The following is a 25,961-nucleotide window of genomic DNA, read 5'->3' on the forward strand; positions in this document are numbered from 1 at the left end:
GGCCCCTTACTGTGGCCCTGGCAGGTCGGCCAGGTTGGCGAGAGCCTCCAGGTGCCGGCCGGGCGCGCCCAGCGCGATCGAGTCGCTCTTGGCGCGCTTGAGGTAGAGGTGCGCGGGGTGCTCCCAGGTCATGCCGATGCCGCCGTGCAACTGGACGCACTCCTCGGCCGCGCGGACCGCGACCCGGGAGCAGTACACCTGCGCGAGGGCCACCGCGACGGGCGCGTCTGGGCTGCCGGTGGCCAGGGCGTCGGCGGCGTTGCGGGCCGCGGCGCGTGCGGAGACGACCTCCAGCCACAGGTGCGCCATGCGGTGCTTGAGTGCCTGGAAGGAACCGACGGGGCGGTTGAACTGCTTGCGGTCGCGCGTGTAGCGGACCACCTCCTCCAGGCACCACTCGGCGAGCCCGAGCTGCTCGGAGGCGAGCAGTCCGGCCCCGGCGAGCAGGCCTCGGCGTACCGGCGCCCCGGCCGATGCGGCGAGCCTGCGGCCGGGGGCGGCGTCGAAGGTCACCGCGGCGAGCGGGCGGGTCAGGTCGAGCGGGGTCAGGGCCTCGACCGTGACGCCGGGCGCCCCGGTCTCCACCGCGTACAGACCGTCGTTCGCCGGTACGAGCAGAACCGCCGCGGCGGCCGCGTCGGCGACCCCGGTGACCCGGCCGCTGAGCACGCCTTCGCCGTCCGCCCTTACCGCGTCGGGCAGTTCGGCGCCCGGAGCGGTGGACAGGGGCACGGCCAGTGCCGCGACGGTACGCCCCCCGGCCACCGCGCCGAGCAGTTCCGCGACGGCGGACTGCTCCGGATCGCAGGCCAGCAGCGTCTCGGCGGCGACGACGGCGCTGGTGAGATACGGGGCCGGGGCGACGCTGCGCCCCAGCTCCTCCAGCACCACGGCGGCCTCCCGGTGACCGGCGCCCTGCCCGCCGAGCTTCTCGGGCACCAGCAGCCCGGCCAGGCCCATGTCACGGGCGAGCGAGGTCCACAGCCGCGGGTCGTAGGGGGTGTCCGACTCGGCGCGGGTGAGAACCGTCGCATGGTCGCAGCGGTCGGCAAGGAGGGAGCGTACGGCAGCCCGCAGGTCGTCCTCGACCTCGGAGTAAAGGAGGTCGGGTTGATCGGGCTGGGCCGGTTGGGCTGCCTGATCGGGCCGGCCGGGCTGGGCGAGATCCGTGTGCGGAGGGGGCTGCGTGCTCATCGGGCGAGGTCCTTCCAGGCGATGTCCTTGTCGCTGCGCGGCTCCGACGGCAGCCCCAGCACGCGTTCGGCGATGATGTTGAGCAGCACCTCGCTCGTACCGCCCTCGATGCTGTTGCCCTTGGAACGCAGGTAGCGGTAGCCGGCGTCACGTCCGGTGAAGTCGACGAGTTCGGGACGGCGCATGGTCCAGTCGTCGTACAACAGCCCTTCCTCGCACCGCAGTTCCACCTCCAGGCCGCTGATCTCCTGGTTGAGGCGGGCGAAGGCCAGCTTCAGCCCCGAGCCTTCGGGGCCCGGCTGGCCGGCGACGAGCTGCTGGCGCAGCCGCTCGCCGGCGAGGCGAGCCACCTCGGCGTCCACCCAGAGACCGAGCAGGCGCTGGTGCAGGTCGTGGGTGCGCAGGTCGGGGCGTTCGCGCCAGGTCCGGGCGACGGGGCCGATCATGCCGCCCTCGCGCGGGATACGGGAGCCGCCGATCGAGACACGCTCGTTCATGAGCGTGGTCTGCGCGACCTTCCAGCCCTCCCCCACTGCGCCGAGTCGCCGGCTGTCAGGGATGCGTACGCCAGTGAGGAAGACCTCGTTGAACTCCGCCTCGCCGGTGATCTGGCGAAGCGGCCGCACCTCGACGCCGGGGTAGGTCATGTCGCACAGGAAGTAGGTGATGCCCTGGTGCTTGGGAAGGTCCGGGTCGGTGCGGGCGATGAGGATGGCCCAGCGGGCCAGGTGGGCGCTGGAGGTCCACACCTTCTGTCCGTCGACGATCCACGTGTCGCCGTCCCGTACCGCGCGGGTGCCGAGTGCGGCGAGGTCCGAGCCGGCGCCGGGTTCGCTGAACAGCTGGCACCACACCTCCTCGCCGACCCACAGGGGCCGCAGCAGGCTCCGCTTCTGCTCGTCCGTACCGAAGCGCAGGATGGTCGGCGCGGCCATGCCGAGGCCGATGCCGATGCGCCGCGGGTCGTTGTCGGGGGCGCCGGCCGCCGCGAGTTCCGCGTCGACGACGGACTGGAGGGAGCGGGAGAGGCCGAGGCCGCCGAGGCCCTCGGGGTAGTGCACCCAGGCCAGCCCGGCGTCGAAGCGGGCCTTCAGGAAGTCCGTGCGGTCGGTGGTGGCGGGTGGACGGGCCGCCAGCAACTCCCCCGTCAGGCGCCGCACTTCAGCAGCGTCCGTCATCGGGCCACCCCCTCGGGTACGACGACCACGCGTCCTGTGGTCGTGCCGTCCGCGACCCGCTGTACGGCGGCCGCGGCGTCCTTCATCGGTACGCGCTCACTGACCAGCGGCTTGACGGCGCCCTCGGCGGCCAGCCGGGTCAGCTCCTGGTGGCAGGCAAGGACCGCCGCCGGGTCCTTGGTGTTGTACAGCCCCCAGTGCAGGCCGACGATCGAGTAGTTCTTGACCAGGGCGTGGTTGAGCGCGGGCGAGGGGATCGCGCCGCTGGCGAAGCCGACGACGACGATCCGCCCCTCGAAGGCGACGCACTTGACCGACTTGGCGTACGCGTCACCTCCGACGGGGTCGTACACGACGTCGGCGCCCCGCCCGGCGGTGGCTTCCTTGACGGTGGCGACGATGTCCTCGCGGCGCCGGTCGATGACCAGGTCGCAGCCCAGCTCCCGGGCGGTGCGGGCCTTCTCGGGCCCGCCTACGACACCGATGACGGTGGCGCCGGCCGCCTTGCCGAGCTGTACGGCGGCGCTGCCGACGCCGCCCGCCGCCGCGTGCACGAGCAGGGTCTCCCCCGCCTGGAGGCGGGCCCGGCGGTGCAGACCGAACCAGCCCGTCTGGTAGCCGATGTGCAGGGCGGCCGCCTCGGTGTCGTCCAGCGACTCGGGGGCGGGCAGTACGGTCGCGGCGTCTACGACGACGTACTCGGCGAAGCCGCCGTGCGGCAGCGCCGGGTTCGCGATCACGCGCCGGCCGTCCTCGGTCTCGCCGCAGATCTCGACGCCAGGGGTGAAGGGCAGCGGCGGTCGCACCTGGTACTGGCCGCGGCAGAGCAGGGCGTCGGGGAAGTTGATGTTCGCGGCGCGCACCCGCAGCAGCAGCTGTCCCTCGCCCGGCGTGGGCCGCTCGACCTCGTCGAGCCGCATCACCTCGCCCGGCTCACCGTTCTCGTGCACTCGCCATGCCTGCATTCGAGACCCTCCAACACACCGTAGGCTACATCGCACTGCGGGCATACTAAGCGGTCGCTTGCCCGGAAGGGAACAGCTTCGGCAGGATCGGGCCAGGGTGTGTCACAGTCCGCCTCGGGTCAGTCCGCCGTGGTTCAGTCCGCCTTGGGCCTGGCCCGTACGTGCATCCGCTCCCCCTGCGGCCCGAAGAGGCTCAGGAACTCCACCGGAGCGTCCCCCGCCGGGCCGAACCAGTGCGGCACCCGAGTGTCGAACTCCGCCGCCTCACCCGGCCCGATCTCCAGATCGTGCGGGCCGAGCACCATCCGAAGCCGGCCGGACAGCACGTACAGCCACTCGTACCCGTCGTGGGTGCGCGGGTCGGGCTCCTGGTGCGTCTGGCGGGCGATGACCTTGAAGGCCTGCAGGCCGCCGGGCTGCCGGGTGAGCGGCAGGTACGTCTGCCCGCCCCGTTCGATCGGCTTCGTCCGCACCCGCGGGTCGCCGACCGGGGGCGCGCCCACCAGTTCGTCGAGCGGCACCTGGTGGGCGCTGGCGATGGGCAACAGCAGCTCCAGGCTGGGTCTGCGACCGCCGGACTCCAGCCGGGACAGCGTACTGACCGAGATCCCGGTCGACGCGGCGAGCGCGGCCAGCGTGGCACCGCGTTCCTTGCGCAGCTTGCGCAGCTTGCGCAGCTTGCGCAGGCGCGGCCCCACACCGTTCAGCACGCCCTCCAGGCCGGGCGTGCTGTCCTTGACGTCGTCGTCCATAGGGGCATTGCAGAATCGGCAAGGCGTTTTGTCAAACGGCTGCCGAGCCGACCAGCTCCTCCAGTACGTCTTCCATGGTGACGAAGCCGATGACGGTGCCCTTGTCCCCCGCGACGGCGGCCAGGTGGGTGCCCGCGGCCCGCATGGCCGTCATCGTGTCGTCCAGCGGTGTGTCGATCTCGACCCGGATAACAGGGTGCAGTGCCGTGCGCGGGAACGGCCTGGTGCGCTCCACGACCCCCAGCGCGTCCTTGATGTGCAGGTAGCCGAGCACCTCGTCGGCGGGTCCGGTGACCGGCAGCCGCGAGAACCCGCAGGCCGCAGCCGCCCGCTCCAGCTGCTGCGGGGTGGTGTGGTGGTCGACGGTGACGATCCGGCTGAGCGGCACCAGCACCTCGCCCACGGGACGGTTGCCCAGCTCCAGGGCGTCGCGCAGCCGCTCGCCGTCGGCGGGCGCCAGCAGGCCGGCCTCGCTGGAGTCCTTGACCAGACGGACGAGCTGGTCGTCGGTGAAGACGGAGGAGACCTCGTTCTTCGGCTCGACGTTCAGCAGACGCAGCAGCGCGTTGGCGAACACGTTGATGCCGAAGACGAACGGCCGCAGAGCGCGGGTGAGAGCCACCAGCGCCGGCGCCAGGGCGAGCGCCGTCGGGGCCGGAGCGGCGAGCGCGATGTTCTTGGGAATCATCTCGCCGATGAGCATGTGCAGGTACGTCGCCAGCGTCAGCGCGATCACGAACGCGATCGGGTGGATCAACGCGTCCGGGACGCCGACGGATTCGAAGGGCGGCTCCAGCAGATGCGCGATGGCCGGTTCGGCGACCGCGCCCAGCACGAGTGAGGAGATGGTGATGCCGAGCTGCGCGGTGGCCATCACCGCGGACAGGTGCTGCAGACCCCACAGCGCGCTCTTCGCGCGGCGGCTGCCCTTGACGGCCTCCGGCTCGATCTGGCTGCGGCGTACGGAGATCAGGGCGAACTCGGCGCCGACGAAGAACGCGTTCGTGAGGAGGGTGAGCGCGCCGATGGCGAGCTGGAGGGCGGTCATCGGGCTTCCTCCGCGATCTTGGCTGCGTCTGCGGGCGCGTGCGCGGACCCGAACCCGGCCCCGTACGCGGACGTGGTCCTGGACGCGGCTTTCCCGGCCGACGCCGGGGTGGGCACGGTGCCGGCAGACGAGCCGGGGGCGGTGATCCGCACCCGGTCGGCCCGGTGGTGTTCCACGTCGAGGACGGCGAGCTTCCAGTTGTCCACGTCGAGCCGGTCGGCGGGGGCGGGGATGCGTTCCAGTCGCATCGCGATGAGCCCGGCGAGGGTTTCGTACGGGCCGTCGGGAGCGCTGAAGCCGATCTCCTGGAGCTGGTCCAGGCGGACACTGCCGTCCGCTTCCCACACCGCGCGGCCGTCCGGCGAGGGAGCGCCGGCGGCCAGGCCGGGGCGTTCGTCCGGGTCGTGCTCGTCACGGACCTCTCCCACCACCTCTTCGACGATGTCCTCAAGGGTGGCGACGCCCGCGGTGCCGCCGTACTCGTTGATCACGACGGCCATCGTGCGGGCGCGGCGCAGCTGCTGCAGCATGCGGTCCACGGGGAGCGAGTCGGGGACCAGCAGCGGCTCGGTGGCCAGCTCGGTCACCGCGGTCCTGTCCCGCTTCGTCTCGTCGAGGGCGAGGACATCCCGGATGTGGACCGTGCCGATCACCTCGTCCAGGGTGTCCCGGTAGACGGGGAACCGGGACAGGCCGGTGGCCAGGGTGAGGTTGGCGGCGTCGGCGGCTGTTGCGCGGGCCTCCAGGGCCTGGACGTCCACGCGCGGGGTCATGACGTTCTCCGCGGTCAGCTCGCCGAGGTGCAGGGTACGGACGAAGAGTTCGGCGGAGTCGTGCTCGATCGCCCCCTCCCGGGCGGAGTGGCGGGCCAGCGCGACCAGCTCCTCCGGCGTACGGGCCGACGCCAGCTCTTCGGCGGGCTCCAGCCCGAAGCGGCGCACCATACGGTTCGCGGTGTTGTTGAGGTGACGGATCAGGGGCCCGAAGGCGGCCGTGAAGGCGCGCTGCGGTCCCGCCACCACCTTGGCGACAGCCAGCGGGCTGGAGATCGCCCAGTTCTTCGGGACGAGCTCGCCGACCACCATCAGCACCACGGTCGACAGCGCCACACCGAGGAGAGTGGCGACCGTGGAGACGGCGCCCGGGGGCATCCCCGCGGCCTCCAGCGGGCCGCGCAGCAGCACGGCCAGGGAAGGCTCGGCGAGCATGCCGATGACCAGGGACGTAACGGTGATGCCGAGCTGGGCGCCCGAGAGCTGGAAGGTGAGGCGTTTGGCTGCCTTCAGGGCGCTGACCGCGCCCCGTTCACCGGCCTGCGCGGCCCGCTCCAGCTCTCCGCGCTCGATCGTGGTCAGGGAGAACTCGGCCGCCACGAACACCGCACACGCCAGGGTCAGCGCGAGGGCGAGCAGCAGAAGGAGGACTTCGGTCACCGTGCCACCTCCGCCCCACGCGTCGACGGGGCGGACATGGCACGGCTCGTACTGGGAGGCTCACCCATTGCGGGACCGCAGCTCCTTCTTGGCTTCTGGGCTCAGATCGTTCTGGGCGGGGCGGCACCCCGCTTCTCAATAGTAAAGGGCCCGCAAAGCGATGCGGCATGACGGCAGTCACGCGCTACGGGCCAGTCTGCCGGACACGACCTACCGCACGACAACCTCCGCGATCTGTGGCGCCCTCGCACCGCCGGTCCACAGCAGGCGTACGGCCGAGACCGGCTCGCCGCCCAGCCGGAACCGCCCATAAGAACTGCGGAGTTGACCGACCGTGCCCCACTCGCCGTCGGCCTCCCGGACCTGGACGAGGGCCCGCGCCACGGCCCCCTTCGGCTGGAGTACGGTCACCGACTCCGCCGGCCGTACGCCGCCCAGGTCGATCCGCAGTGCCTCACCGGCCTCGGGCGCGCGCGCCGCGCGGTAGACGCCGGCGAGGTCTCCGTCGGCCGCGGCGCGCAGGGTGCTGCCGGCCGCCGGGGGCGGGCCGCCGGTCACGGACGCGTCCTGGGTCTGGGCACCGAACTCCCTGACGACGAGCCAGTTGGACTGCCCCGCTGTGGCCCGCGCCCTCACATACCGTGCCTTGGTGCCCGCCGGGGCGGTCGCGGTGACGACCGGCCTGCCGGAAAACGCGGTGAGCTGCTGCCAGGACGCTCCGTCGGACGAGTATTCCAGCACGCCCTCGCGCAGGTAGTCGTTGGCGCTGCCCGGCTTTCCCATGGCCAGCGACACGTCGCCGATCTCGCGCGGCCGGCGCAGGTCGAGCGTCACATGGTCGCCGGCGGCTACGGCCCGGCTGCTCCAGAAGAACGTGCTGTCATCGCCGTCGAGCATCCGCGCGATCATGTTGCCCTGGTACGCGGGCAGGCTGGTGAGGCCCACCGTGGCCCCGGTGACGCCGAGGAGCCGGTCGTGCTCGGCCGCGGCGTCGACGGCGAACGCGTCGAGCACGCCGTCGCCCACCACCACCGGAATCTTCCGTCCTTCCAGATCGGTGTAGGTGAAGGATTTCGCGGCGGCGACCAGCCCGGGCAGCCGCTGCCTGAGCTCCCACGCGTCCGCGCCGTGCGACGCGCGGGCCTCCCCGACCAGCCGCAGCGCCGTGCGCGCGGCCACGCCCCAGGCCTCGGCGGCGTCGAGCCACGGCCCGCTGTCGTCGATGAACTCCTGCTCGGGGAGGTCCTCACGCAGGACGTCCGGCGCTTCCTGCAGGCCTTTCAGCGCCGCGTCGAGCCGGCGCGTGTTCCCGGAACTCCAGAACCGCGCGATGTCGGCGGCCAGATCCGGTGCCTGCTGCGCGTTGATGCGCGAGCTGTAGTTGACGTCCGCGAAGATCCGCAGCGCCTCGACGACCTCGGCGTCACCGCCCGCGTACTCGGCGAGCGCGGTCTGCCAGGAGGTGCGCGAGTCGTAGGCGGCGTCGTTCCAGGTGTAGTCGGCGACCGTGATGAGCGGGATCTTCGAGGCGTACGCCTGGTTCATCGGGTTGGCGGTGATGCCGGAGCCGAGCTCGGCGGGCATCCCCTTCTCCCGGCCGTTGTAGGGGCCGAGCAGCAGCCGGTTGGTGACGTAGTCGTTGACCGGATAGTTGTCCCAGAGCAGGATCGGGTGGGCGAAGACGTCACGGGCCGCCCTCGCCTGCGCAACCGTGATGACCGGCGCGATGACGCCGACACCGGTCCATTCGACCACCACGTCGTCGTCGAGCAGCTCGGCGAGCGCCTTCTTGTACGGGGACGGGGTGACGTTGTAGTACTCCGTGGGCACCATCTGCAGCGGCGCGGCGCCCGGGTGGGTGGCGATGAAGTCCCGGTTGACACGGTTGAGCAGATGCGCCTGGGCGGCGCCCGCGGCGGCTGCCCCGGTGCCCCACTTTTCCTGGTCGGCCTGGCAGTTCCACCGGGTGTAGCTGATGTCGTCGAGCGGTACGGCGTACGTGCGGATGCCGAGGTCCCAGACCGTCCGGAACTTGTCGGTCAGTGCCTTGATGTCGGCCTCGGAGCTGTAACAGACGCTCAGGCCGGGCGACAGCGCGTAGGTGAAGTCCACATGGCGGGCGCCGGCGCGGTCGACGAGCTGCTGGATCTTCGCGAGCTGCGCGGCGGGGTAGGGCTCGCGCCACCTCTCGCGCAGGAACGGGTCGTCCTTGGGCGAGTAGACGTAGATGTTCATCTTGTGCCGGCCGTAGAAGTCGATCTGGTCGAGGCGGGCGTCGTGCGTCCACGGGATGCCGTAGAAGCCCTCGATGACACCGCGGATCGCCGTGCCCGGCCAGTCACGGACCTCGATGCCGGCGACCCTCGCGTGGGCGCTGCCGCGCCCGGACAGCAGCTGGCGCAGCGTCTGGGCGGCGTAGTACGTACCGGCGGCGTCCTTGCCGGAGAGCGCGATGCGGCTCTCGCCGATGCCCAGGACGTATCCCTCGGCGGGAAGTCGGCCGGGCCCGTCGATGCCGAGGGCCGTGAGGGCGTCCGCGGTCTGCGGGGTCTCGCCCGGACCGCCGACGTAGACCGTCAGCCGGCCGGCGGCGGGGCGTGTGCCGCGTACGACGGCCTGCGCACCGGCGTCGAGGAGGGCCCGCCGGGTCACCTCCACGGCGGGGGCGTCGGCGCCGTCGCCGGCGACGACTGTCACGGTGGGGGTGAGGGCGACGCTGTCGCCACGCTGCCGGAGTTCCTGCGGTGTCGGCGTGACCACCGGTGCGGATCTTCGGGCCGTGCCGTCCGGAGGAGCGGCGGCCACACCGGCGGCCGGGAGTGCGAGCACCAGGGCGAGGGCGGCCCCGAGCATCGCGAGCGGGCGCGGGCGGAGCGTCACACTTCCTCCAGGGATCCTGGCGAACAGCTGCGGGCAATCGCGTGTCACCACGCCACAGAATCCATACAGGAGGCTGACAGGCTGTCAACGGCGCGCACGGCTCATTCGGACGATTCGGCAAGTGGCCCACTCACCGGCCTCCGGGGGCCCGCCACTCCTCCGTCACCTGCCTCCGCACGTACCCGGGTACCGAGGTGTGTGGGGCCGGTTTTCGGGGGCACCAGGTGGCCTGGAGGTTGATAATCATGGTTCCCGTGCTTCTCGTACTGCTGCTCGCTCTGATCCTCTTCGGGGCGGGTTTCGCACTCAAGGCTTTGTGGTGGGTAGCCGTCATCGTGCTGGTCGTCTGGCTGCTCGGCTTCGTGATCCGTCCCGCCGCCAGTGGGGGAAAGCGGGGCCGTTGGTACCGCTGGTAGAACGCGCCGTGAAGCCGTGAAGCGGGACCGGCCGGAAAAAGTTTCGGCCGGTCCTGTTTTTTTCGCATGCCCGCGCATGCATGTGTCAGGCCGGGGCAAGCGGGGGTGACGGGGCTATCACGAGAAGGGTGGGGACATGACGACAACGCCGCTGCAGGACGTACGACTTCCGCGGGCCGGAGTCGAAGCGCCTTCACACGACGGGACGCTCCCGAGTACGGGCGCACTGCCGTGGATCGAGGACGCGGGGAAGATCGCGCCGAAGGATGCACGGAGCATGTCGAAGCTGTTCTTCGACCAGCTGCAGGTCCTCGAAGAGGGCACGCACGAGTTCCAGTACGCCCGTAACACCCTGATCGAGATGAACCTTTCGCTGGTCCGCTTCGCCGCGGGCCGGTTCCGGGGCCGTGGCAGCGGCGAGATGGAAGACATCGTGCAGGTCGGCACCGTCGGCCTGATCAAGGCCATCGACCGCTTCGACCTCTCTCGCGAGGTCGAGTTCGCCACGTTCGCCGTCCCCTACATCGTCGGGGAGATCAAGCGTTTCTTCCGCGACACCACCTGGGCCGTTCACGTCCCGCGGCGTCTGCAGGAACTGCGGGTGGATCTCGCCAAGGCCAGGGAAGAACTCGCCGGAAAGCTGGACCGTGACCCGACGGTCAAGGAACTGGCCCAGCACCTGAACCTCAGCGAGGACGAGGTCGTCGAGGGCGTCGTCGCCGCCAACGGCTACACCGCCGGTTCGCTGGACATGCCGAATGACTCCGACGACGGCAGCGCCAACGCGTCGCGCACCTTCGCCGATGTGCTGGGCGAGCCCGACCCGGCCATGGAGACGGTCGAGGACCTGCACACCCTGGCCCCGCTGCTGGAGCGGCTCGACGACCGGGAGCGGAGCATCATCGAGATGCGCTTCGGCCAGGAGCTGACCCAGTCGCAGATCGGCGCCGAGCTCGGCATCTCGCAGATGCACGTCTCCCGGCTCCTCACCCGCACGCTCACCAAGCTGCGCTCGGGGATGCTCACCGAAGCCTGAGGGCAGTGCGGCGGCCCCCATGGCCCCACGAACTCTTGAGCCTCTGAGTGCCGGTCCGGCACTCAGAGGCTCAACTCGTTCAGAGGCTCAACTCGTTCAGAGGCTCAACTCGTTCAGAGGCTCAACTCGTTCAGAGGCTCACTCGCGCAGGGGCTCAGCGGCCGAAGACCTCGAAGCCGACGGCCGGCTTCCCGCCGAAACGCGCCGCCAGTCGGAGGGCATCGGCAGCAGCTGCCGGGGCGGTTCGGTTCTCGTGCGCTCGGTCGTCATGCGCGCAGAATAATCGGCGGGGCCGGCCCGTGCCGGCCCTCCGCCCCCGCCGCTCAGATGGCGCCGCGGGTCAGAGCGAGCAGCCGGTCCAGGACCCGGGGGCCGCCCGTCCGCAGGCCGTCGTGCTCGAACTCGTCGGTGACCCAGGTGCGCAGACCGCCCACCGCGCGGGCCGTCCGCAGGGAATGCTCGGTGTCGACGTACATGTCGTCGTGGTAGACGGCCGCGGCGACCGGGACCTCGTTGGCGGCGAGCCGTTCGGCGTCGTACAGCGCGGGCCAGTCGCGGCGCTCGGCCAGCAGCGCCGCGGTCTCGCGCAGCGGGCGCAGAGCGGGGTCGCAGTCGAAGTGCCAGGGATGCACGCTCTCGCCCGTGAAGAGGACGGGGCCGTCGCCCGCGAGCGCCTTGCCGGCGTCGAACTGCGGGAACGCGGCACGCACCCGTTCGGCCGACCAGGCGGTGGGGCGCGGGCCCTGGGCGTAGATCGTCTCGTGCAGTACGGCGTACAGCGGGTGAGCGGCGTACGAAAGAGCGGCCTGCGCGGCCTCCTGGAAGGTGTCCGAGAGGGCAGGCCCCTGGGCCGTACGGGCGAAGGCGTTCTCCAGCAGATAGTGCAGCTGGTGGCTGCCGTCGGCCGAGCCGAGCAGGATGCCGAGGGACTGGAACGCCTCCGGGGTGAGCGTGTAGCCGCCCGGCAGCACGCTCTGATGCTCGGTCAGGTGCTCGGTGACGCGGCGGGCGCGCTCGACGTCCTGCGGGTAGCGGGCGTAGTGGGCGGCGTTCTTGCGCTCGATGCGGCCGAACGCCGCGCCGTACACGTCGTCCGCGTGGGCGTCGAGTGCGGGCAGGCCGCCGGTGATCAGGGCCGCATGCACGCCTTCGGGCGCGGCGCTGAGGTAGTGGGTGGCACAGAAGCCGCCGAAGCTCTGGCCGAGTACGGTCCAGGGGGCTCCGCCGGTCAGCTGCGCGCGGATCGCCTCGCAGTCGCGGACGATCGAGTCGGCGCGGAAGTGCGCGAGATAGCGGGCCTGCTCCGCGGGGCCGCCCCGCAGGGGCAGCGTCTGACGGTTGGCGGGCGTGGAGAGACCGGTGCCCCGCTGGTCGACGAGCAGCACCCGGAACTCCTGGAGCGCGCGGCCGAGCCACGCCTGGCGGCCGACGAGGCGGCGTGCCCCGAAGCCGGGGCCGCCCTCCAGGTACACCAGCCACGGCAGTCCGGCGGCCGCGTAAGAACTCGACACGACCTCGCGGGCGAAGAGCTCGATCCGCTCCCCCGCCGGGTCGCCGTGGTCGAGGGGGACGGTGAAGCGGTGGTCGGTGAGGACGGTGCCGGGCTGGCGATAGCTGGTCAAGGTTGCTCCCATTCTGGTCACTTCCGGACAGTTCAGCACAGCATCGGGCGCGGACTCGTACAGTCCTGGTCGGTGTGCGCCCGCCGCCGGTCGCTTCTACCGTGGCGTACATGATCCGGTTCGAGCAGGTCAGCAAGGTGTACCCGGACGGCACCACCGCCGTGCACGACCTGTCCTTCGAGGTGGCGGAGGGTGAGCTGGTCACCCTGGTCGGGCCTTCGGGCTGCGGCAAGACGACGACCATGATGATGGTCAACCGGCTGATCGAGCCCACCGCCGGCCGGATCCTCATGGACGGCGAGGACATCGCGGCCGTTGATCCCGTCGGGCTGCGGCGCCGAATCGGCTACGTCATCCAACAGGTCGGCCTCTTTCCGCACCGCACGATCCTCGACAACACAGCGACCGTCCCCTTCCTGACCGGGTGGAAGAAGCCGAAGGCCAGGCAGCGAGCGGCGGAGCTGCTCGACCTGGTGGGGCTCGATCCGTCCGTGTACGGGTCGCGCTACCCGGACCAGCTGTCCGGCGGCCAGCGCCAGCGGGTCGGCGTCGCCCGGGCGCTGGCCGCCGATCCTCCCGTGCTCCTGATGGACGAACCCTTCGGAGCCGTCGACCGGGTGGTCCGCGAACGGCTCCAGGACGAGTTCCTGAGCCTGCAGGCGACGGTCCGCAAGACAGTCCTGATGGTCACCCACGACATCGAGGAAGCCGTACGGATGGGCGACCGTATCGCCGTGTACGGGGAGGGGCGCATCGAGCAGTTCGACACACCGGCCACCGTGCTCGGCACCCCGGCCACCCCCTATGTGGCGCAGTTCGTGGGCGCGGACCGGGGCCTGAAGCGGCTCTCGGTCACCACGATCGAGGCCGCCGATCTGGAACAGCCGCCGGTCGCCCGCCTGGACGAGCCGGCCCGGACGGCCGCCGCCCGGCTGCGGGCCGAGAGCGCCCGGTGGGCCGTCGTACTCACCGAAGGCGAGGATCTGCACGGCTGGGTGTCCGCCGACGAGCTGGGCCTCGCGGGGCAGGGCGGCACGAGACCTGGCCCGCCGGATGGAGGCCTGGGTGCCGGTCGGCTCGCCGCTCAAGCAGGCGTTCAGCGAGATGCTCCAGTACGACGCGGGGTGGGTGGCGGTACTGGACGGGGCGAAGTTCGTCGGCGTACTCACTCCCGCGAAACTGCACGAGGCGCTGCGCCGTTCGGTCGACGCGGACGCGCAGGGCGTGCCGCGCGACCAGGTGGACTTCGACTCGGTGTCGGACGCGTAGGGGGCGTCGTCCGCCCGGCACGGGCTCTGGAGTTCGCCGTGGGCTGACCCGGGGTTGCGGGCCGCACAGCGGGATCGGCGTCGCTCCGCGAGGCGGCCGCCGCGGGCGGTCGGGGTCAGTTTCCCGCCGGGATCAGCTTCTTGGCCTCCAGGTACGCACGGGCTACGTCCTCGGGGAGCCTGCGCCAGCTGTCCACCTGCTCGTTGAGGTTCGCCAGGTCCTTCGTGGTCAGTACGGTGTTGAGCCGGTCCAGCGCCTTCCTCACCCCGGTCGATCCGGCGCGCGAGCGGTTGACCACCGGCACGATGTAGTCGGCGTTCTGGAGCTTCTTGTCGTCCTCCAGCAGGACCAGACCGAAGTCGTCGAGCGTCGCGTCGGTCGTCGTGGTGAGGACCATCTGGTCCTTGCCGCTCTGGACGGCCTGCTTAGCCGGGGTGGTGCCCACGCCCTTGGGGTCGACGGCGGTGATGTCGATGCCGTACGTCTCCTTCAGGCCGGGTTCGCAGTACGGGCGCTGCACGCACTCGTCGCCCGCCGCGAGACGCACGGGCTGCCCCGAGCGGCCGAGGTCGCTGAGGGTCTTGAGCCGGTACCGGTCGGCGAACGAGGAGGCGACGGCGAACGCGTTCTGGTCGACGGCCCGCCCCGGGTCCAGGACGGCGAGGCCTCGCGGGGCGGCCAGAGCGCGCAGCGTGGTCATGGTGTCCGCGAGGCCGGGCGAGCCGACGGGCGGGGCGTCGGCGCCGTTGGCCTTGGAGTTCAGCCAGTCCGCGAAGGTGGCGGCGTACTCGGGGACGATGTCGATCTGGCCGCTCTCCAGTGCGGGTTCGTAGATCTCCCGGTTGGTGACGGACAGGATCGTGGTGCGGTATCCGGCCCGGTCGAGGAGGAGCCCGTACATCCGCGCGAGCAGGTCGCTCTCGGTGAAGCCCGCCGAGCCGATGGTCAGGTCCCGGCTGTCGCCGGGCGGCGCCGTCACCTCGCCCCGCTGCTCCAGGGCGGGACCCGTGGCGCAGGCCCCGGTGAGGGTGAGCAGGAGCGTCACGAGGGCGGCCTTGGCTGCGGCTCCTCTCATGCGGTGCCCCTAGCCCACGGGGGCGCCAGCCGCTCCGCGACCTCGAACAGCCCCTCCACGAGCAGTGCGAAGAGCGCCACCAGTACGGCGCCCGCGACCACTTGTGGGGTGCTCGCGAGGTTGAAGCCGGCGGTGATGATCCGGCCGAGACCGCCGCCGCCGGCGAGCGCCGCGATCGTCGCGGTGGCGACGAGTTGCACGGCGGCGATGCGCACCCCGGTGAGGATCAGGGGCAAGGCGAGGGGAACTTCGACGCGCCGCAGCAGCTGGCCGCCGGTCATGCCCATTCCGCGCGCGGCCCGCACAGTGTCCTGGTCGACACCTCGCATGCCGACGTACGCGTTGGTGAGCAGCGGCGGTACGGCGAACAGCACCAGCGCGATGACCGTCGGCCCCTCGCCGTAGTTGCCGACGGGTGTGAGCAACAGCAGGACCAGGACGGCGAAGGTGGGCACGGCCCGGCCGACGTTGGAGATGTTGACGGCCAGCGCCCCGCCCTTGCCGAGGTGGCCGAGCAGGAGGGCCACGGGCAGCGCGATCAGGCAGCTGATCAGCAGGCACACCACCGTGAGGAAGAGGTGCTCGGCGAGCCGGCTCCAGACGCCGCTCTCGCCCGACCAGTTGGCGGAGGTGGTGAGCCAGTCCCAGGTTCCGGTGAGGGTCTTCACGCGCGGGCCTCCCGCATCCAGGGCGTCAGGACCCTCTGCACGCCGAGGAGCAGCACGTCGGCTGCGACGGCGATGACGACGCACAGCACGGACGCGGTGAGGACCTGTGCCTTGAAGAAGGTGTTCATTCCGGCGTAGATGAGGTTGCCGAGCCCGCCGAAGCCGACGATCGCCCCGATGGTGACGAGGGAGACCGCGGACACGGTGGCGATGCGCAGACCGGCCATGGCGGCGGGCAGCGCGAGCGGCATCTCCACGGCGAGCAGCAGCCTGACGGGTCCGTAGCCCATGCCGCGGGCGGCCTGGCGGGTCTCTTCGGGCACGGCGCGCAGCCCGGCGAGGATGTTGCGTACCAGCAGGGTGAGCGAGTAGAGGACAAGACCGGCGATGACGAGCCACGCGGAGAGCCCGTACACCGGCAGCAGCAGCGAGAACATGGCGAGCGAGGGAATCGTGTAGAGCACCGTGGTCACCGCGAGGACGGGCCCTGCGGCCCCTCGCCAGCGGCGGGCGGCGACGGCGAGCGGCACGGCGAGGACGAGTCCGACGAGGACGGAGACGACGGTCAGCTGGAGGTGCTGGGTCACGGCGTCCAGGAGGATCCCGCGGCGGGTGGAGAGGTACTCGCCGCAGATCCACTCGTTGCGCGCGAGGCAGTCGTCCGGAGGCGCGGTCACTCCTCCATTGCAGCCCGGCGGCGGGCAGGGCCGCGCGTGTTACTGGACTGTTCGGGGATGTGCGCCGGAACGAGGAACGAGGGAGTGGGGTCAGTCGTCCGGGGGAAAGGCCTGTTCGGTCCAGATGGTCTTGCCGGTACGGGTGTAGCGCGTTCCCCAGCGCTGGACGAGTTGCGCGACGATGAAGAGCCCCCGGCCGCCCTCGTCGTCCGCCGCGCTGTGACGCAGGTGCGGTGACGTGTGGCCGGCGTCGGCGACCTCGCACAGGAGCGTGCGGTCCCGGATGAGGCGCAGGTGCAGTGGCCCGTCGGCGTGCCGGAACGCGTTGGTGACCAGCTCGCTGACCACCAGTTCGGTCGAGAAGCTCAGCTCGTCCAGGCCCCAGTCGTGCAGCTGCCGGGTGGCCAGCTCCCGGGCGTGCCCCACGGCGACCGGTTCGGCGGGCAGTTCCCAGGCGGCGACCTGGCGGGTGTCGAGTTCACGGGTACGGACGAGCAGCAGCGCCGTGTCGTCGGCAGCCGTGCCGGCCGCCAGCAGCTGGGACACGGCCCGGTCGCAGAGCTCTTCCAGGGACGCCCGGTGGTCGCCGAGCACCCGCCCGAGGGTGTTGAGCCCGTCGTCGATGTCCCGGTCGCGGGCTTCGACCAGGCCGTCGGTGAACAGAGCCAGCAGGCTGCCCGTCGGCAGCTCGATCTCCATGGACTCGAAGGGCAGACCGCCGAGGCCCAGCGGCGGGCCGGCCGGCAGGTCCGGGAAAGTGGTACGGCCCTCGGGATCGACGATCGCGGGCGGCAGATGCCCGGCCCGGGCCATGACGCATCGGCGGGAAACAGGGTCGTAGACCGCGTAGAGACAGGTGGCCCCGGTGGTCACGTCGTCGTACCCGGCGGACATCCCGAGGGCGTCCAGCTGCTCCTCCGCCGTCTGGCCCACGAGGTCGTCCAGCCGGGTCAGCAGTTCGTCGGGGGACATGTCCAGCTGGGCGAGCGCGCGTACGGTCGTGCGCAGCCGGCCCATGGTGGCGGCCGCCTGCAGGCCGTGACCGACCACGTCGCCGACGACGAGACCGACCCGGGCGCCGGACAGCGGGATGACGTCGAACCAGTCACCGCCGACCCCGGTCACATGGTCCGAGGGAAGGTAGCGGAAGGCCACTTCGACGGCGGAATGCTGCGGCAGGCGTTGCGGCAGCAGCTGGCGTTGCAGGACGAGGGCCGCGCGGCGTTCACGGGTGAAGCGACGGGCGTTGTCGATGCACAGGGCGGTGCGGGCCGCGAGCTCCTCGGCCACGGCGACTTCCCCGCTGTCGAAGGGTGTCGCGCGGTCGGCGCGGGTGAAGGTGACAAGACCCAGCGTGCTGTCCCCCGCGCGGAGCGGCACGACCAGCATGTTCTCGTCGAGCACCAGCCCGCCCGAGGAAAGACTGCGGTCCTGGGGCGAACCAGGCGGGTAGTCGACGCGGGCGGGCCGGCGTGGCGTGGGCCCGCTCACCGGGTGGGTCGCCCTGGGACCGGTTTCCTGCTCTGAGCGGCGGGCCACCTGTACGAGCGCCATCGCGGCCGCGTCGCCGACGGCGGGCACCTCCCCTTCCAGTACGGCGTTCGCGAGGTCGACCCACGCGCCGGACGCGAACTCCGGGACCGCCACGGCGGTGACCTCCTCGGCGGTGGCGATCACGTCGAGGGCGGTACCGATGCCGCGGCCCGCTTCGACGAGCAGCGCGAGACGCCGCTGGGCCTCGTAGCGCTCCGTGATGTCGAATGCGTCCTCGCACACGCCGAGCACGTGCCCGTCGGCGTCCTGGAGCCGGTAATAGGAGCAGGACCACAGGTGGTCCCGTCCCGGGTCGCTGGGCTGCTCGGCGCGGAAGTGCAGGTCGAGGAAGGGTTCGCCGGTGTCGAGCACATGGTGCATGACCGCGTCGAGCGTCTGCGGGTATCCCCTGGTCACGAAGTTGCCGTCGGGGTACATCTCGTCGGCCCGCAGGCCCTGGAACTCGGCGAAGGGCCGCCCGATCTGTTGTTCGTATGCAGCATTGCACCAGGTAAGACGCAGGTCCGTGTCGTAGATTCCCAGGCCGACCGGCGACTGGGTGGCCAGCCCGTCGAGCATCGACAGCCGGGATTCCCACAGCCGCAGGCCCACCAGCTCGGCCGCCACGAGGATTCGCTCCGCCGTCCCGCTGCCGGGCAGCAGGCACGTCGCGGTGGCGACCAGGAACTCCCGGCCGTCCCGGTGGCGCGCCACCCGGATCTCGTTTCCCCCGGCCGGGGGGCCGGGTGTGAGGCCGGGCGGCTCGTCGGGCACAGCAACGGAGGTGGCCGGCCGGGACGGCAGGAAGGTGGCGAGTGGCTGCCCGACGATCTCGTGCGGCTTGTGGCCGAAGAGATCTTCGGCTGCGGGGCTCCAGCCGATCACCGTGTCCTGCGCGTCGAAGACCGCTGTGGCTGCCCTGGTGACGTCGAGGGGACCACGGAAATCGGCACCCTTGCCTGGGTTCCCTGGGTTGCCCGCGTTCCATGCGCTCATGGCGCCAGACCAGTCCGGTTCATTGATTGCAGAATCCGCCCTGTCCGGGACCCGCACAACTGCGGGCGTCGGCGATCAGCGGCGTTTACGCAGCGAGCCGGGTTTGTGGACGGCGGTGCGGCCGGACCTGTCGCTCTCCACCTCGTACTGCGGTTCGCCGCGCGACGCGTCGACGGTCCGCCCGGAGGCCCGGGTCCGCTCCGCGATCTTCCTCTTGACTTTCCCGGTGACATTCCTGCCGTGGCTCTTCCACGAAACCTTGTCGCCCCTGCTGAGATCTTCCTTCTTCGACACGATGCTCCCTTTCGCTGAACACCCGCGCTGCGCGCACCCTTCCAGCATCACGCGACCCGCAGATTCGCGCATCGCGGCCGGTGTGGCGTCGGCGGGCGGCGCGCCGGGCGCGATGCCACGATGGGCCCAGCCCCAGCCGCCGTGAGGAGTGGAAGCGTCCGTGGACAAGAACGCACTGATCGAAGCGACCGTACGCAAGGCGACCAACGGTGGAAGGGAATTGAGCGGGGAGGAGGTCGAGCGGGTGATCGACGCGCTGTTCGGGACGGTCGAGCGTGCCGGCACCATCGCGGAGGGCCTCAAGAAGGGCAAGACGGTCACACTGCTGGGCTTCGGTGACTTCCACGTGGAGGACACCCGGGCAGTACTGCGGCCAGGGCACGCGCTCAACGACTACATCCAGGCCGGCTGACCCGCCGCCTGGAGTTTGCGCGCGTCCCCGCCGGGCAACCGGTGGTCCCTCGACCACACGAACGGGTTGACTCGCCGGGACGGCTGGTCCCGCGGCCGGATGAGGAGCACGCGATGACGACGGCCGGAGCGCCCGAGCCCAGAGGCGGCTCGGCCTCGGACCCCGCAGAGCCGGAGACCATCACGACGGCCGTACCGGCCCGCCTCGACCGGCTCCCGTGGTCCAGATGGCACTGGATGATCGTCATCGGGCTCGGCACCGTGTGGATTCTGGACGGCCTCGAAGTCACGATCGTCGGCAACGTGGCCGGCCGGCTGTCCGAATAGGGCAGCGGGCTGGCCGTCTCGTCCGCCCAGGTGACGGGTGTCGCAGCCGCGCTGATGTGGCGGGCGCCTGTTCGGGCGCGCTGTTCTTCGGCTGGCTGACCGACCGCTACGGCCGCAGGAAGCTGTTCATGGTCACCCTGATGGTCCATCTCGGGGCGCGGCGTGCAGGGGGGCCTGGCCACGCTGATCAGCGGTGACGGCGCCCTGGACATGGGACGTGGCCCGGTGCGCACCGGGGTCACCGCGATCCTGCCGCGCGGGCGCCGGGGCCTGGGCGAGTCCTGTGCGGCCGGGGTGCACGTCCTCAACGGCAACGGCGAGATGACCGGCACGGTGTGGATCAACGAGACCGGGGCGCTCAACACACCGGTGCTGCTTACCAACTCGCATGCCGTCGGGGCCTGCCACCGCGGCGCGATCGACTGGCTGAACGCGCGGTGCCCCGAGCTGCGGGACCGCTGGCACATGCCGGTCGTCGCCGAGACCTACGACGGCTATCTGAACGACATCAACGGCGACCACGTCACTCCGGCCGTCGCCCGGCAGGCACTCGACGCGGCCGCGGGCGGCTCGTTCGAGGAGGGTTCGGTGGGGGGCGGCACCGGGATGAGCTGTTACGGCTTCAAGGGCGGCACCGGCACCGCCTCACGGCAGATCGCCCACGGCGGGGTCACCTACACCGTCGCCGTCCTCGTCCAGGCCAACTTCGGCGCACGCCGTGAGCTGACCCTCGCCGGAGTGCCGGTCGGCGGGCACCTGCGCGGCGACGACCCGCTGGGAGAAGCCGGCGCGCCGATGCCCGCGGGCGCGGGCTCCGTCGTGGTCACCGTAGCCACCGACGCGCCGCTGCTGCCGGGCCAGTGCGCGGCCCTGGCCCGGCGGGTGCCTCTCGGGCGCGGTCGGGCACCAGCGGCTCCCATTTCTCGGGCGACCTCTTCCTCGCCTTCTCGACGGCCAACCCCTCCGCCCTCGCCAGCCGCTACCCCACCGGCCCGGGCACGGAACGCCTCGACTCCTTGTTCTCCCCTGGGGCGACACCGACCGTCTCTACGACGCCACGGTGCAGTGCGTCGAGGAGGCCGTCGCGGACACGCTGGTCGCCAACTCCCCCATGACCGGCAGGGACGGGCATCACCTGCCCGCTCTACCGCACCAGCGGGTCATCGACCTGCTGCGTGAGCACCACGCCTTCGGCTGAACCCCTCCGAGCCGACGGCGCCACCTTCCCAAGAGCCTTCCCCAAGAGGAGAACGCATGTCGCAGACCGGCTCCACCCCCACGCGCCGACGGCGCGGCGTCATCGCGGCCCTGGCCGTCGTCGCGGCCGTCGCCGGCAGCCTGGCCACACCGGCCGCCGCCGCTCCCGTCCCCGTCCCCGACAACGCCTCGGTCACCGGTACGGCGGACGCGCAGGCCGCCGGTGTCCGGGCGGCCGTCGTCAACGCCGCCAAGGCCTACCTCGGCACCCCCTACAAGCTCGCGTACGGCTGGACCTGCGGCACCGCACAGGTCGACTGCGAGTGCCTCAACCGCCACGCCATCTGGGACGGCACCTACAACGCCACCGGTAACGGGCTGCAGCTCAACTACTGGCTCCAGGGCCAGATCAACCAGGGCCGCCGCACCAGCAACCCCCGCCCGGGCGACCTCATCTTCTGGGACACCGACCCGAATGACGGAATCCGCTACGGCGGCGACCTCGACCACACCGGCGTCGACGTCGGCAACGGCCAGGCCATCGACGCCAACGCGTACTACGGCTACGTCAAGTACGACTCGGTCACCCTGGGCGGCACCGAACCCGACCCCATCTACGTCGACGTCCTGACCCCGAACGGCTACTGAGCCTGGTCCGGCAGGCACTCCGGCCGGCTCCGCTCCTGTGCCCGTTGCCGCGGCAGCGGGCACAGGAGCACCCCCGCACCCTGCAAAGGGCAGCCTCAGGGCTGTGGCCTGGGGGCGCAAGGGTTCGGCAAGGGTTCGAAAAGGGTCAATGCCCGCCATGCTGGTCCGCGTCCCCCCTCGTCCCCGCTCCCCCTCGTCCCCGCTCCCCCTCGTCCCCGCTCCCCCTCATCCCCCGCCCCCACGGGACACGGCCCCCGGTATCGGCGGCCGGGGGAACTGTTGAAACGAGGTCCGTCGCATGACACCGCCGCTTCCCGCTGTTACGCCGACGACCGGCTCGCCGCCCGCCGTGGCGGCTTCGGCAGCCCGGATCACGCTCGCCTTCCGTACCCGGTCGGTACCGCAGGGACGCCGGTGGCTGCGCGAGGTGCTGCGGCTGTGGGGAGTGGACACACCGACGGCGCAGACCGCCGAACTCCTGGCCGGCGAGGTCATCACCAACGCCGTGGTGCACGCCCGGCCGGTCGGCGTGCTCTCCGTCCGGGTGGGGCTGAGCGCCGGGCGGCTGGACGTCTCGGTCCGCGACGGCGACCCGCAGCTGCCGTGCGCTCGACCCGGCGACCGCGACGAGGCCGAGAACGGCCGGGGCGTGCTGCTCGTCGACTCCCTGTCGGACGACTGGGGTGTGCGGCAGGACGCGCAGGGCAAGACGGTCTGGTTCCAGCTGGACATCACGCCGGCGGTCACCGCCGAGATGGGGTGCGGAGCGTGAGGGCGCACAGGGCGCCCCAGGTCAGGGCGAAACCGACGACCTTGGCGCGCGCCGGGCGCGAGTCGAGGAGCGTGCCGAAGACCAGTGCGTCCGAGACATCCGCCGCCACCCGGCACAGGGTGGCGGTCCGGCGGGCGCTGTCATCGGAGGCGACGACCATGGCGACCCCGATCGCGGCGTCCCGCGCGCCGATGGCGCGGATCAGCAGGCCCGTCTCCCGCGGCACGCTGCCGTCCGGCTCCAGGGCCAGACCGCAGGGCCGCGCCAGCCATTCGGGCCGTACGGCGATCGCCGCGCTGTAGGCCGCGGTGGCGGCGCCCAGCGCACGGTTCCAGTTGGTCATCACGACACATCACCTTTTCCGGTACAAGACAGCGCCCCGGGTACCCGGGCGCGACCTCGGCATTCGCCCGCAGCCGACCGCCGGACGGGCCGCCCAAGTTCCTAGACGGGCTCGGGTACGAAGGGCATCATGTCGCCGGCTCCGGGCTGGACGACTCCGTACGTACTCTCCGGAAGCTCGTTCCAGACGCCCGGCAGGTCGCCGAGCGGCTCGGAGACCACGAGACGGGTCTCGTCGGACACGCCCTTGAGGAACGCGAGGTCCGGGTAGAGCGCCCGTACCGTCTCTACGCGGTTGCTGTAGAACAACGACCGCGAATGGCGCAGGGTCGAGTAGCGGAACACCCACATGCGCGCGCTGTCGGCCACCGCGACCGTCATCTGTAGCGCGTCCTCCACCCCGTGCTCCCCCGCCAGCCGCTCCACCAGGCCGGCCATGCGTGCAACTGCGCCCGGCGGATCCTGGTCCAGGCCGAAGGTGATGGCCAGGTAGAACATCACTTCGGAGTCGGTGGAGCCCTCGATGTCCGGAAAGAGGGCGGGGTCGATGGCAAGGCACAGTTCCCTGCGCAGACGGTGGAAGTCGGCGATCGCGCCGTTGTGCATCCACATCCAGCGCCCGTGACGGAACGGATGGCAGTTGGTCTGCTGCACGGCGGTGCCGGTCGAAGCCCGCACATGGGCGAAGAAGTGCGGCGACCGGACGTGGTTGGCGATCTCGCGCAGGTTGCGGTTGTTCCAGGCCGGCCCGGTGTCCCGGACGATCGCGGGGGTGTCGGCCTGGGGTCCGTACCAGCCGATGCCGAACCCGTCCCCGTTGGTCGTCTCCACGCCCATTTTCGCGTGCCGGCTCTGGTCGATCAGTGAGTGCTCGGGCTTGTACAGAATGTCGGCGAGCAGCACCGACGTTCCCGAGTAGGCAAGCCACCGGCACATACGGGATTCCTCTCCGCCATGGCCTCACTGCGCCGAGGCCGGACGCTGCTTGCCACCATTGTCCATCGGCCGGTGCGGGGCTGCCCGGCGGAGCTGCGCCGCAGCGCGTCCGGTCGGCAGCCGGGCCCGGTTCCGGCGGCGGCGACGTGACGACCCGGGCGGCCGACAGCAAATCCCAGCAGGTCAGGTGGCATTGGAGCTGCGGTGGCATTCCTCATGGGAGTGAGGACAATGGGGCGAAATGAGAGGCGCGCGCAGCCTCCCGGCCGGTCGGAGGAGGTCGGCTGAGAACCGGGGGCGGCGCGTGCCGGGAGCGGCATGTGTGACCGTACGCGGGGCAGTCGTCCCGCACGGTTTCTTGCAGAGAGCACGGCCTGTGGAGCCCACAGCCCCGAGCGAGAGGAGCGGCACATGTCCGAAGAGGCACGTGGTGACGAAGAGGCACGTGGTGACGATGTGTACCAGCCCAATTCCTCGGACGTCGGCAACAGGCCGACGGACGACTTGGACCTGGAGAACGTGATCGGCGAGCGCAGCCTCGACGACACGATGGACGAGGGTTACTCGCCCCCGGAACGACCGCTCGGCGTCACGAAGTACGGCACGACCGGCAAGGAGCAGCAGGAGGGCGAGTCCCTCGACCAGCGGCTCGCCCAGGAGGAGCCCGAGCCCGACGCGGTCGCCCGGGAGGACGCGGCGGACGAGGCCGCAGACACGGCGGACAGGGCCCCGGAGAGCAACGGGCCCGAGGAGGAGAGCGCCGGCGCCGAACGGGCGGGCCGCCTGGCCGGCGTCGAGGACGCCGCGCTGAGCCGCAACAACGATGTCCTGGCGCGGGATGTGGGCATCGACGCGGGTGCGGCATCGGCCGAAGAGGCCGCCGTACACATCACCGACGAAGGGGACGGCGGCGACGACCCGGATCGTACGCGCTGAAGGGAGCTTCCCGTGCACAGCGCGTCCCCGCAGCGCCCGGCGCGCCCGTGCCGGTGGGGCATGTTCGAGATGCGGGGGCCCCGGTCGACCTGGTGAAGTGGAGACGCCAGCCTTCCGTACGGATTCAGGGAGTGATCATGAGCGTTGCAGATGATCCCAGGGGCCGCGCCCAGCAGATGCGCGCGAAGGCGAAGGACCTGAAGGAGGCAGCCGAGCGAGCCGGCGATCCCGATGAGCGCCGCCGCCTGAGGGAGAAGGCCCGTCGGCTTGAACAGCAGAGCGAGCAGGCGAGCGGCATGGGCAGCGGCGACATCTACCCCATGGAGTAGTCCGGAGCAGTGGTTCACGTCGCAGAGGGCGGCCCGCCGAACGTCTCGGCGGGCCGCCTCACGTATGTGGCTGCGCGGGGAGTCACCTGCTGCCGGACGCCGCCGCGCCGATCGTCTTAGCGGCGTCCTTGTCGAGGGCGGCACGCACCAGCGCGGCGGCGAGTACGGCCGGGTCCTGCCCGCGGCCGAGACGGGCGAGCCCGGCCGGCGTCGTTGGCAGACCGAGCCGCTCGGCGCCCTGCAGGGCTTTCGCGTCCAGGTAGGGGGCGGTCTCCGGCCACACCGCCTGCACCTCGCGCAGGAAGATGTCGGCGCCGGCGGGTCCCACACCGGGCATACGGCGAAGGCCTGCCCCGAGCGTTTCCGTGTCGCCGTCGGCTTCCCGGCGCAGTCGGCGCAGGTCCCCGCCGTACTCGTCGATGAGAAGCCCGGCGCCGTCGCCGAGCTGCGTCGCCGTCCGCTCGTCGTAACGCCGGTAGCCGCCCTCGCCCAGCGCGTCCACGCGCTGCTGCCACGTGGCGTCCGCCATCCGCCGTGGGTTGCGTATGCCGTGGGCGAACAGGGCCCGGGCGGCGGCCACGGCGACGGAGGCCCTGATGCGTGCACTGAGCAGGTGGCTCAGTACGAGCAGCTGGTACAGCGGCTGCGGCTTGTCGCGCAGCGGGATCCCCGCTTCGGTGGCGTACGTCGTCCCGTATGTGTCGAGCAGGGCGTCAAGGGTTCTCCTGGTCACGCCTTCCCCCTCTCAGTCGGGCCAGGTCCCGGTCAGGCGGCGGACCATCGTGGCGCCACTGCGGTCGGTGGCCGCCTTGACCGCGGCGAAGATGGCTCCCTGGAGCGCCGCAGCGATCAGCACCTCGCGCCAGCCACGGTCCTCGTCGGTGGCGTCCGGCGCGTCCGGTTCCTTGCCCACGCGCTGCCAGACCTGCTTGAAGAGGGCGCCGGCCAGCACGCCGTTCACCGCGCCCAGCAACAGCCCGACCGGCTTGTACGTCAGTTTCGCTGTGTTCATCGCTCACTCCTCGGA

At 71.5% G+C, this 25,961-nt stretch carries 25 protein-coding genes and 2 pseudogenes; 10 read left to right on the forward strand and 17 right to left on the reverse strand.

What is annotated here, in order from left to right:
• Nucleotides 1-6: 6 nt before the first annotated feature.
• From ACU6WZ_RS00560 to ACU6WZ_RS00590, 7 genes are all read right to left on the reverse strand, one after another.
• Entirely contained in the window at nucleotides 7-1,194 is a 1,188-nt protein-coding gene (locus ACU6WZ_RS00560) for an acyl-CoA dehydrogenase family protein (RefSeq protein WP_447031116.1), read from the reverse strand.
• Nucleotides 1,191-2,372 carry an acyl-CoA dehydrogenase family protein gene (locus ACU6WZ_RS00565; RefSeq protein ID WP_447031117.1) on the reverse strand — a complete coding sequence of 394 codons (1,182 nt, stop codon included), beginning with the start codon at nucleotides 2,370-2,372 and terminating at the stop codon, nucleotides 1,191-1,193. The genes ACU6WZ_RS00560 and ACU6WZ_RS00565 overlap by 4 nt, the downstream gene beginning before the upstream one ends.
• A complete protein-coding gene (locus ACU6WZ_RS00570; protein ID WP_447031118.1) occupies nucleotides 2,369-3,337 on the reverse strand; it encodes an NADPH:quinone oxidoreductase family protein in 969 nt (322 codons plus the stop codon). Before ACU6WZ_RS00570 ends, ACU6WZ_RS00565 begins: the two co-directional genes overlap by 4 nt.
• Before the next feature lie 134 nt (nucleotides 3,338-3,471).
• The gene (locus ACU6WZ_RS00575) at nucleotides 3,472-4,089 is read right to left on the reverse strand and encodes a helix-turn-helix domain-containing protein (protein WP_447031119.1); all 618 of its coding nucleotides are present in this window, start codon (nucleotides 4,087-4,089) and stop codon (nucleotides 3,472-3,474) included.
• Nucleotides 4,090-4,120: 31 nt separating this feature from the next.
• Nucleotides 4,121-5,137 carry a hemolysin family protein gene (locus ACU6WZ_RS00580; RefSeq protein WP_447031120.1) on the reverse strand — a complete coding sequence of 339 codons (1,017 nt, stop codon included), beginning with the start codon at nucleotides 5,135-5,137 and terminating at the stop codon, nucleotides 4,121-4,123.
• On the reverse strand, nucleotides 5,134-6,570 hold the full coding sequence (locus ACU6WZ_RS00585; protein ID WP_447031122.1) for a hemolysin family protein: 1,437 nt from the start codon (nucleotides 6,568-6,570) through the stop codon (nucleotides 5,134-5,136). Before ACU6WZ_RS00585 ends, ACU6WZ_RS00580 begins: the two co-directional genes overlap by 4 nt.
• A 210-nt stretch (nucleotides 6,571-6,780) precedes the next feature.
• The gene (locus tag ACU6WZ_RS00590; protein ID WP_447034311.1) at nucleotides 6,781-9,423 is read right to left on the reverse strand and encodes a glycoside hydrolase family 84 protein; all 2,643 of its coding nucleotides are present in this window, start codon (nucleotides 9,421-9,423) and stop codon (nucleotides 6,781-6,783) included.
• 272 nt (nucleotides 9,424-9,695) lie between these two features.
• Here ACU6WZ_RS00590 and ACU6WZ_RS00595 point away from each other — a divergent pair, with 272 nt between their 5' ends.
• Together ACU6WZ_RS00595 and ACU6WZ_RS00600 are read left to right on the forward strand one after the other, a co-directional pair.
• On the forward strand, nucleotides 9,696-9,866 hold the full coding sequence (locus ACU6WZ_RS00595) for a hydrophobic protein (RefSeq protein WP_447031123.1): 171 nt from the start codon (nucleotides 9,696-9,698) through the stop codon (nucleotides 9,864-9,866).
• Nucleotides 9,867-10,002: 136 nt separating this feature from the next.
• Nucleotides 10,003-10,902, forward strand: coding sequence for an RNA polymerase sigma factor SigF (locus ACU6WZ_RS00600; RefSeq protein WP_447031124.1), 900 nt, complete (start codon nucleotides 10,003-10,005; stop codon nucleotides 10,900-10,902).
• Nucleotides 10,903-11,225: 323 nt separating this feature from the next.
• Here ACU6WZ_RS00600 and ACU6WZ_RS00605 read toward each other — a convergent pair whose 3' ends face one another.
• A complete protein-coding gene (locus tag ACU6WZ_RS00605; protein WP_447031125.1) occupies nucleotides 11,226-12,524 on the reverse strand; it encodes an alpha/beta fold hydrolase in 1,299 nt (432 codons plus the stop codon).
• Between the two features lie 110 nt (nucleotides 12,525-12,634).
• Between ACU6WZ_RS00605 and ACU6WZ_RS00610 the strand changes: the two are divergent.
• Nucleotides 12,635-13,793: pseudogene (locus tag ACU6WZ_RS00610) on the forward strand (ABC transporter ATP-binding protein).
• Between the two features lie 115 nt (nucleotides 13,794-13,908).
• Here the strand turns inward: ACU6WZ_RS00610 and ACU6WZ_RS00615 are convergent.
• The 5 genes from ACU6WZ_RS00615 to ACU6WZ_RS00635 form a co-directional block, all read right to left on the reverse strand.
• Entirely contained in the window at nucleotides 13,909-14,868 is a 960-nt protein-coding gene (locus ACU6WZ_RS00615; RefSeq protein WP_447031126.1) for an ABC transporter substrate-binding protein, read from the reverse strand.
• Nucleotides 14,865-15,536 (reverse strand): ABC transporter permease, encoded by a 672-nt coding sequence (locus tag ACU6WZ_RS00620; RefSeq protein ID WP_447031127.1) that lies wholly within the window; start codon nucleotides 15,534-15,536, stop codon nucleotides 14,865-14,867. Before ACU6WZ_RS00620 ends, ACU6WZ_RS00615 begins: the two co-directional genes overlap by 4 nt.
• Nucleotides 15,533-16,213: an ABC transporter permease gene (locus ACU6WZ_RS00625; RefSeq protein ID WP_447031128.1), complete on the reverse strand. Its 681-nt coding sequence runs from the start codon at nucleotides 16,211-16,213 to the stop codon at nucleotides 15,533-15,535. The genes ACU6WZ_RS00620 and ACU6WZ_RS00625 overlap by 4 nt, the downstream gene beginning before the upstream one ends.
• Before the next feature lie 90 nt (nucleotides 16,214-16,303).
• A complete protein-coding gene (locus ACU6WZ_RS00630) occupies nucleotides 16,304-18,742 on the reverse strand; it encodes a SpoIIE family protein phosphatase (RefSeq protein ID WP_447031129.1) in 2,439 nt (812 codons plus the stop codon).
• Nucleotides 18,743-18,817: 75 nt separating this feature from the next.
• Nucleotides 18,818-19,036, reverse strand: coding sequence for a hypervirulence associated TUDOR domain-containing protein (locus tag ACU6WZ_RS00635; protein ID WP_447031130.1), 219 nt, complete (start codon nucleotides 19,034-19,036; stop codon nucleotides 18,818-18,820).
• A gap of 160 nt (nucleotides 19,037-19,196) precedes the next feature.
• On the opposite strand from ACU6WZ_RS00635, the gene ACU6WZ_RS00640 reads away from it, so the two are divergent.
• The 5 genes and pseudogenes from ACU6WZ_RS00640 (at nucleotide 19,197) to ACU6WZ_RS00660 (ending at nucleotide 22,391) form a co-directional block, all read left to right on the forward strand.
• Nucleotides 19,197-19,448 carry an HU family DNA-binding protein gene (locus ACU6WZ_RS00640; protein WP_447031131.1) on the forward strand — a complete coding sequence of 84 codons (252 nt, stop codon included), beginning with the start codon at nucleotides 19,197-19,199 and terminating at the stop codon, nucleotides 19,446-19,448.
• Nucleotides 19,449-19,561: 113 nt separating this feature from the next.
• Nucleotides 19,562-19,932, forward strand: a pseudogene (locus tag ACU6WZ_RS00645) (MFS transporter); the annotation flags it as partial.
• A gap of 4 nt (nucleotides 19,933-19,936) precedes the next feature.
• Nucleotides 19,937-20,953 carry a P1 family peptidase gene (locus tag ACU6WZ_RS00650; protein WP_447031132.1) on the forward strand — a complete coding sequence of 339 codons (1,017 nt, stop codon included), beginning with the start codon at nucleotides 19,937-19,939 and terminating at the stop codon, nucleotides 20,951-20,953.
• Between the two features lie 75 nt (nucleotides 20,954-21,028).
• Nucleotides 21,029-21,619: an NlpC/P60 family protein gene (locus tag ACU6WZ_RS00655; RefSeq protein ID WP_447031133.1), complete on the forward strand. Its 591-nt coding sequence runs from the start codon at nucleotides 21,029-21,031 to the stop codon at nucleotides 21,617-21,619.
• Between the two features lie 298 nt (nucleotides 21,620-21,917).
• Nucleotides 21,918-22,391: an ATP-binding protein gene (locus ACU6WZ_RS00660; RefSeq protein ID WP_447031134.1), complete on the forward strand. Its 474-nt coding sequence runs from the start codon at nucleotides 21,918-21,920 to the stop codon at nucleotides 22,389-22,391.
• Here ACU6WZ_RS00660 and ACU6WZ_RS00665 read toward each other — a convergent pair.
• Together ACU6WZ_RS00665 and ACU6WZ_RS00670 are read right to left on the reverse strand one after the other, a co-directional pair.
• Nucleotides 22,363-22,734, reverse strand: a complete 372-nt coding sequence (locus ACU6WZ_RS00665; protein WP_447031135.1) for a hypothetical protein — start codon at nucleotides 22,732-22,734, stop codon at nucleotides 22,363-22,365. The two genes, ACU6WZ_RS00660 and ACU6WZ_RS00665, sit on opposite strands and share 29 nt — an antisense overlap.
• 101 nt (nucleotides 22,735-22,835) lie before the next feature.
• Entirely contained in the window at nucleotides 22,836-23,669 is an 834-nt protein-coding gene (locus ACU6WZ_RS00670; protein WP_447031136.1) for a class II glutamine amidotransferase, read from the reverse strand.
• A gap of 411 nt (nucleotides 23,670-24,080) precedes the next feature.
• Between ACU6WZ_RS00670 and ACU6WZ_RS00675 the strand changes: the two genes are divergently transcribed.
• Both ACU6WZ_RS00675 and ACU6WZ_RS00680 read left to right on the forward strand, forming a co-directional pair.
• Nucleotides 24,081-24,605 carry a DUF5709 domain-containing protein gene (locus tag ACU6WZ_RS00675; protein ID WP_447031137.1) on the forward strand — a complete coding sequence of 175 codons (525 nt, stop codon included), beginning with the start codon at nucleotides 24,081-24,083 and terminating at the stop codon, nucleotides 24,603-24,605.
• Between the two features lie 137 nt (nucleotides 24,606-24,742).
• Nucleotides 24,743-24,934, forward strand: coding sequence for a DUF6381 family protein (locus ACU6WZ_RS00680; protein WP_447031138.1), 192 nt, complete (start codon nucleotides 24,743-24,745; stop codon nucleotides 24,932-24,934).
• A gap of 82 nt (nucleotides 24,935-25,016) precedes the next feature.
• Here ACU6WZ_RS00680 and ACU6WZ_RS00685 read toward each other — a convergent pair whose 3' ends face one another.
• Both ACU6WZ_RS00685 and ACU6WZ_RS00690 read right to left on the reverse strand, forming a co-directional pair.
• The gene (locus tag ACU6WZ_RS00685) at nucleotides 25,017-25,667 is read right to left on the reverse strand and encodes an HhH-GDP family DNA glycosylase (RefSeq protein ID WP_447031139.1); all 651 of its coding nucleotides are present in this window, start codon (nucleotides 25,665-25,667) and stop codon (nucleotides 25,017-25,019) included.
• 12 nt (nucleotides 25,668-25,679) lie between these two features.
• Nucleotides 25,680-25,946 (reverse strand): DUF4235 domain-containing protein, encoded by a 267-nt coding sequence (locus ACU6WZ_RS00690; protein WP_447031140.1) that lies wholly within the window; start codon nucleotides 25,944-25,946, stop codon nucleotides 25,680-25,682.
• Nucleotides 25,947-25,961 lie beyond the last annotated feature (15 nt).

This window comes from Streptomyces hypolithicus (assembly GCF_052934925.1).

Coding starts and splice junctions, on each gene's coding strand:
- ACU6WZ_RS00560 (WP_447031116.1), bottom strand. CDS start 1,194: ATGAGCACGCAGCCCCCTCCGCACACGGATCTCGCCCAGCCCGGCCGG.
- ACU6WZ_RS00680 (WP_447031138.1), top strand. CDS start 24,743: ATGAGCGTTGCAGATGATCCCAGGGGCCGCGCCCAGCAGATGCGCGCG.
- ACU6WZ_RS00655 (WP_447031133.1), top strand. CDS start 21,029: ATGTCGCAGACCGGCTCCACCCCCACGCGCCGACGGCGCGGCGTCATC.
- ACU6WZ_RS00660 (WP_447031134.1), top strand. CDS start 21,918: ATGACACCGCCGCTTCCCGCTGTTACGCCGACGACCGGCTCGCCGCCC.
- ACU6WZ_RS00575 (WP_447031119.1), bottom strand. CDS start 4,089: ATGGACGACGACGTCAAGGACAGCACGCCCGGCCTGGAGGGCGTGCTG.
- ACU6WZ_RS00570 (WP_447031118.1), bottom strand. CDS start 3,337: ATGCAGGCATGGCGAGTGCACGAGAACGGTGAGCCGGGCGAGGTGATG.
- ACU6WZ_RS00590 (WP_447034311.1), bottom strand. CDS start 9,423: ATGCTCGGGGCCGCCCTCGCCCTGGTGCTCGCACTCCCGGCCGCCGGT.
- ACU6WZ_RS00595 (WP_447031123.1), top strand. CDS start 9,696: ATGGTTCCCGTGCTTCTCGTACTGCTGCTCGCTCTGATCCTCTTCGGG.
- ACU6WZ_RS00580 (WP_447031120.1), bottom strand. CDS start 5,137: ATGACCGCCCTCCAGCTCGCCATCGGCGCGCTCACCCTCCTCACGAAC.
- ACU6WZ_RS00670 (WP_447031136.1), bottom strand. CDS start 23,669: ATGTGCCGGTGGCTTGCCTACTCGGGAACGTCGGTGCTGCTCGCCGAC.
- ACU6WZ_RS00665 (WP_447031135.1), bottom strand. CDS start 22,734: ATGACCAACTGGAACCGTGCGCTGGGCGCCGCCACCGCGGCCTACAGC.
- ACU6WZ_RS00675 (WP_447031137.1), top strand. CDS start 24,081: ATGTCCGAAGAGGCACGTGGTGACGAAGAGGCACGTGGTGACGATGTG.
- ACU6WZ_RS00630 (WP_447031129.1), bottom strand. CDS start 18,742: ATGAGCGCATGGAACGCGGGCAACCCAGGGAACCCAGGCAAGGGTGCC.
- ACU6WZ_RS00690 (WP_447031140.1), bottom strand. CDS start 25,946: ATGAACACAGCGAAACTGACGTACAAGCCGGTCGGGCTGTTGCTGGGC.
- ACU6WZ_RS00565 (WP_447031117.1), bottom strand. CDS start 2,372: ATGACGGACGCTGCTGAAGTGCGGCGCCTGACGGGGGAGTTGCTGGCG.
- ACU6WZ_RS00600 (WP_447031124.1), top strand. CDS start 10,003: ATGACGACAACGCCGCTGCAGGACGTACGACTTCCGCGGGCCGGAGTC.
- ACU6WZ_RS00615 (WP_447031126.1), bottom strand. CDS start 14,868: ATGAGAGGAGCCGCAGCCAAGGCCGCCCTCGTGACGCTCCTGCTCACC.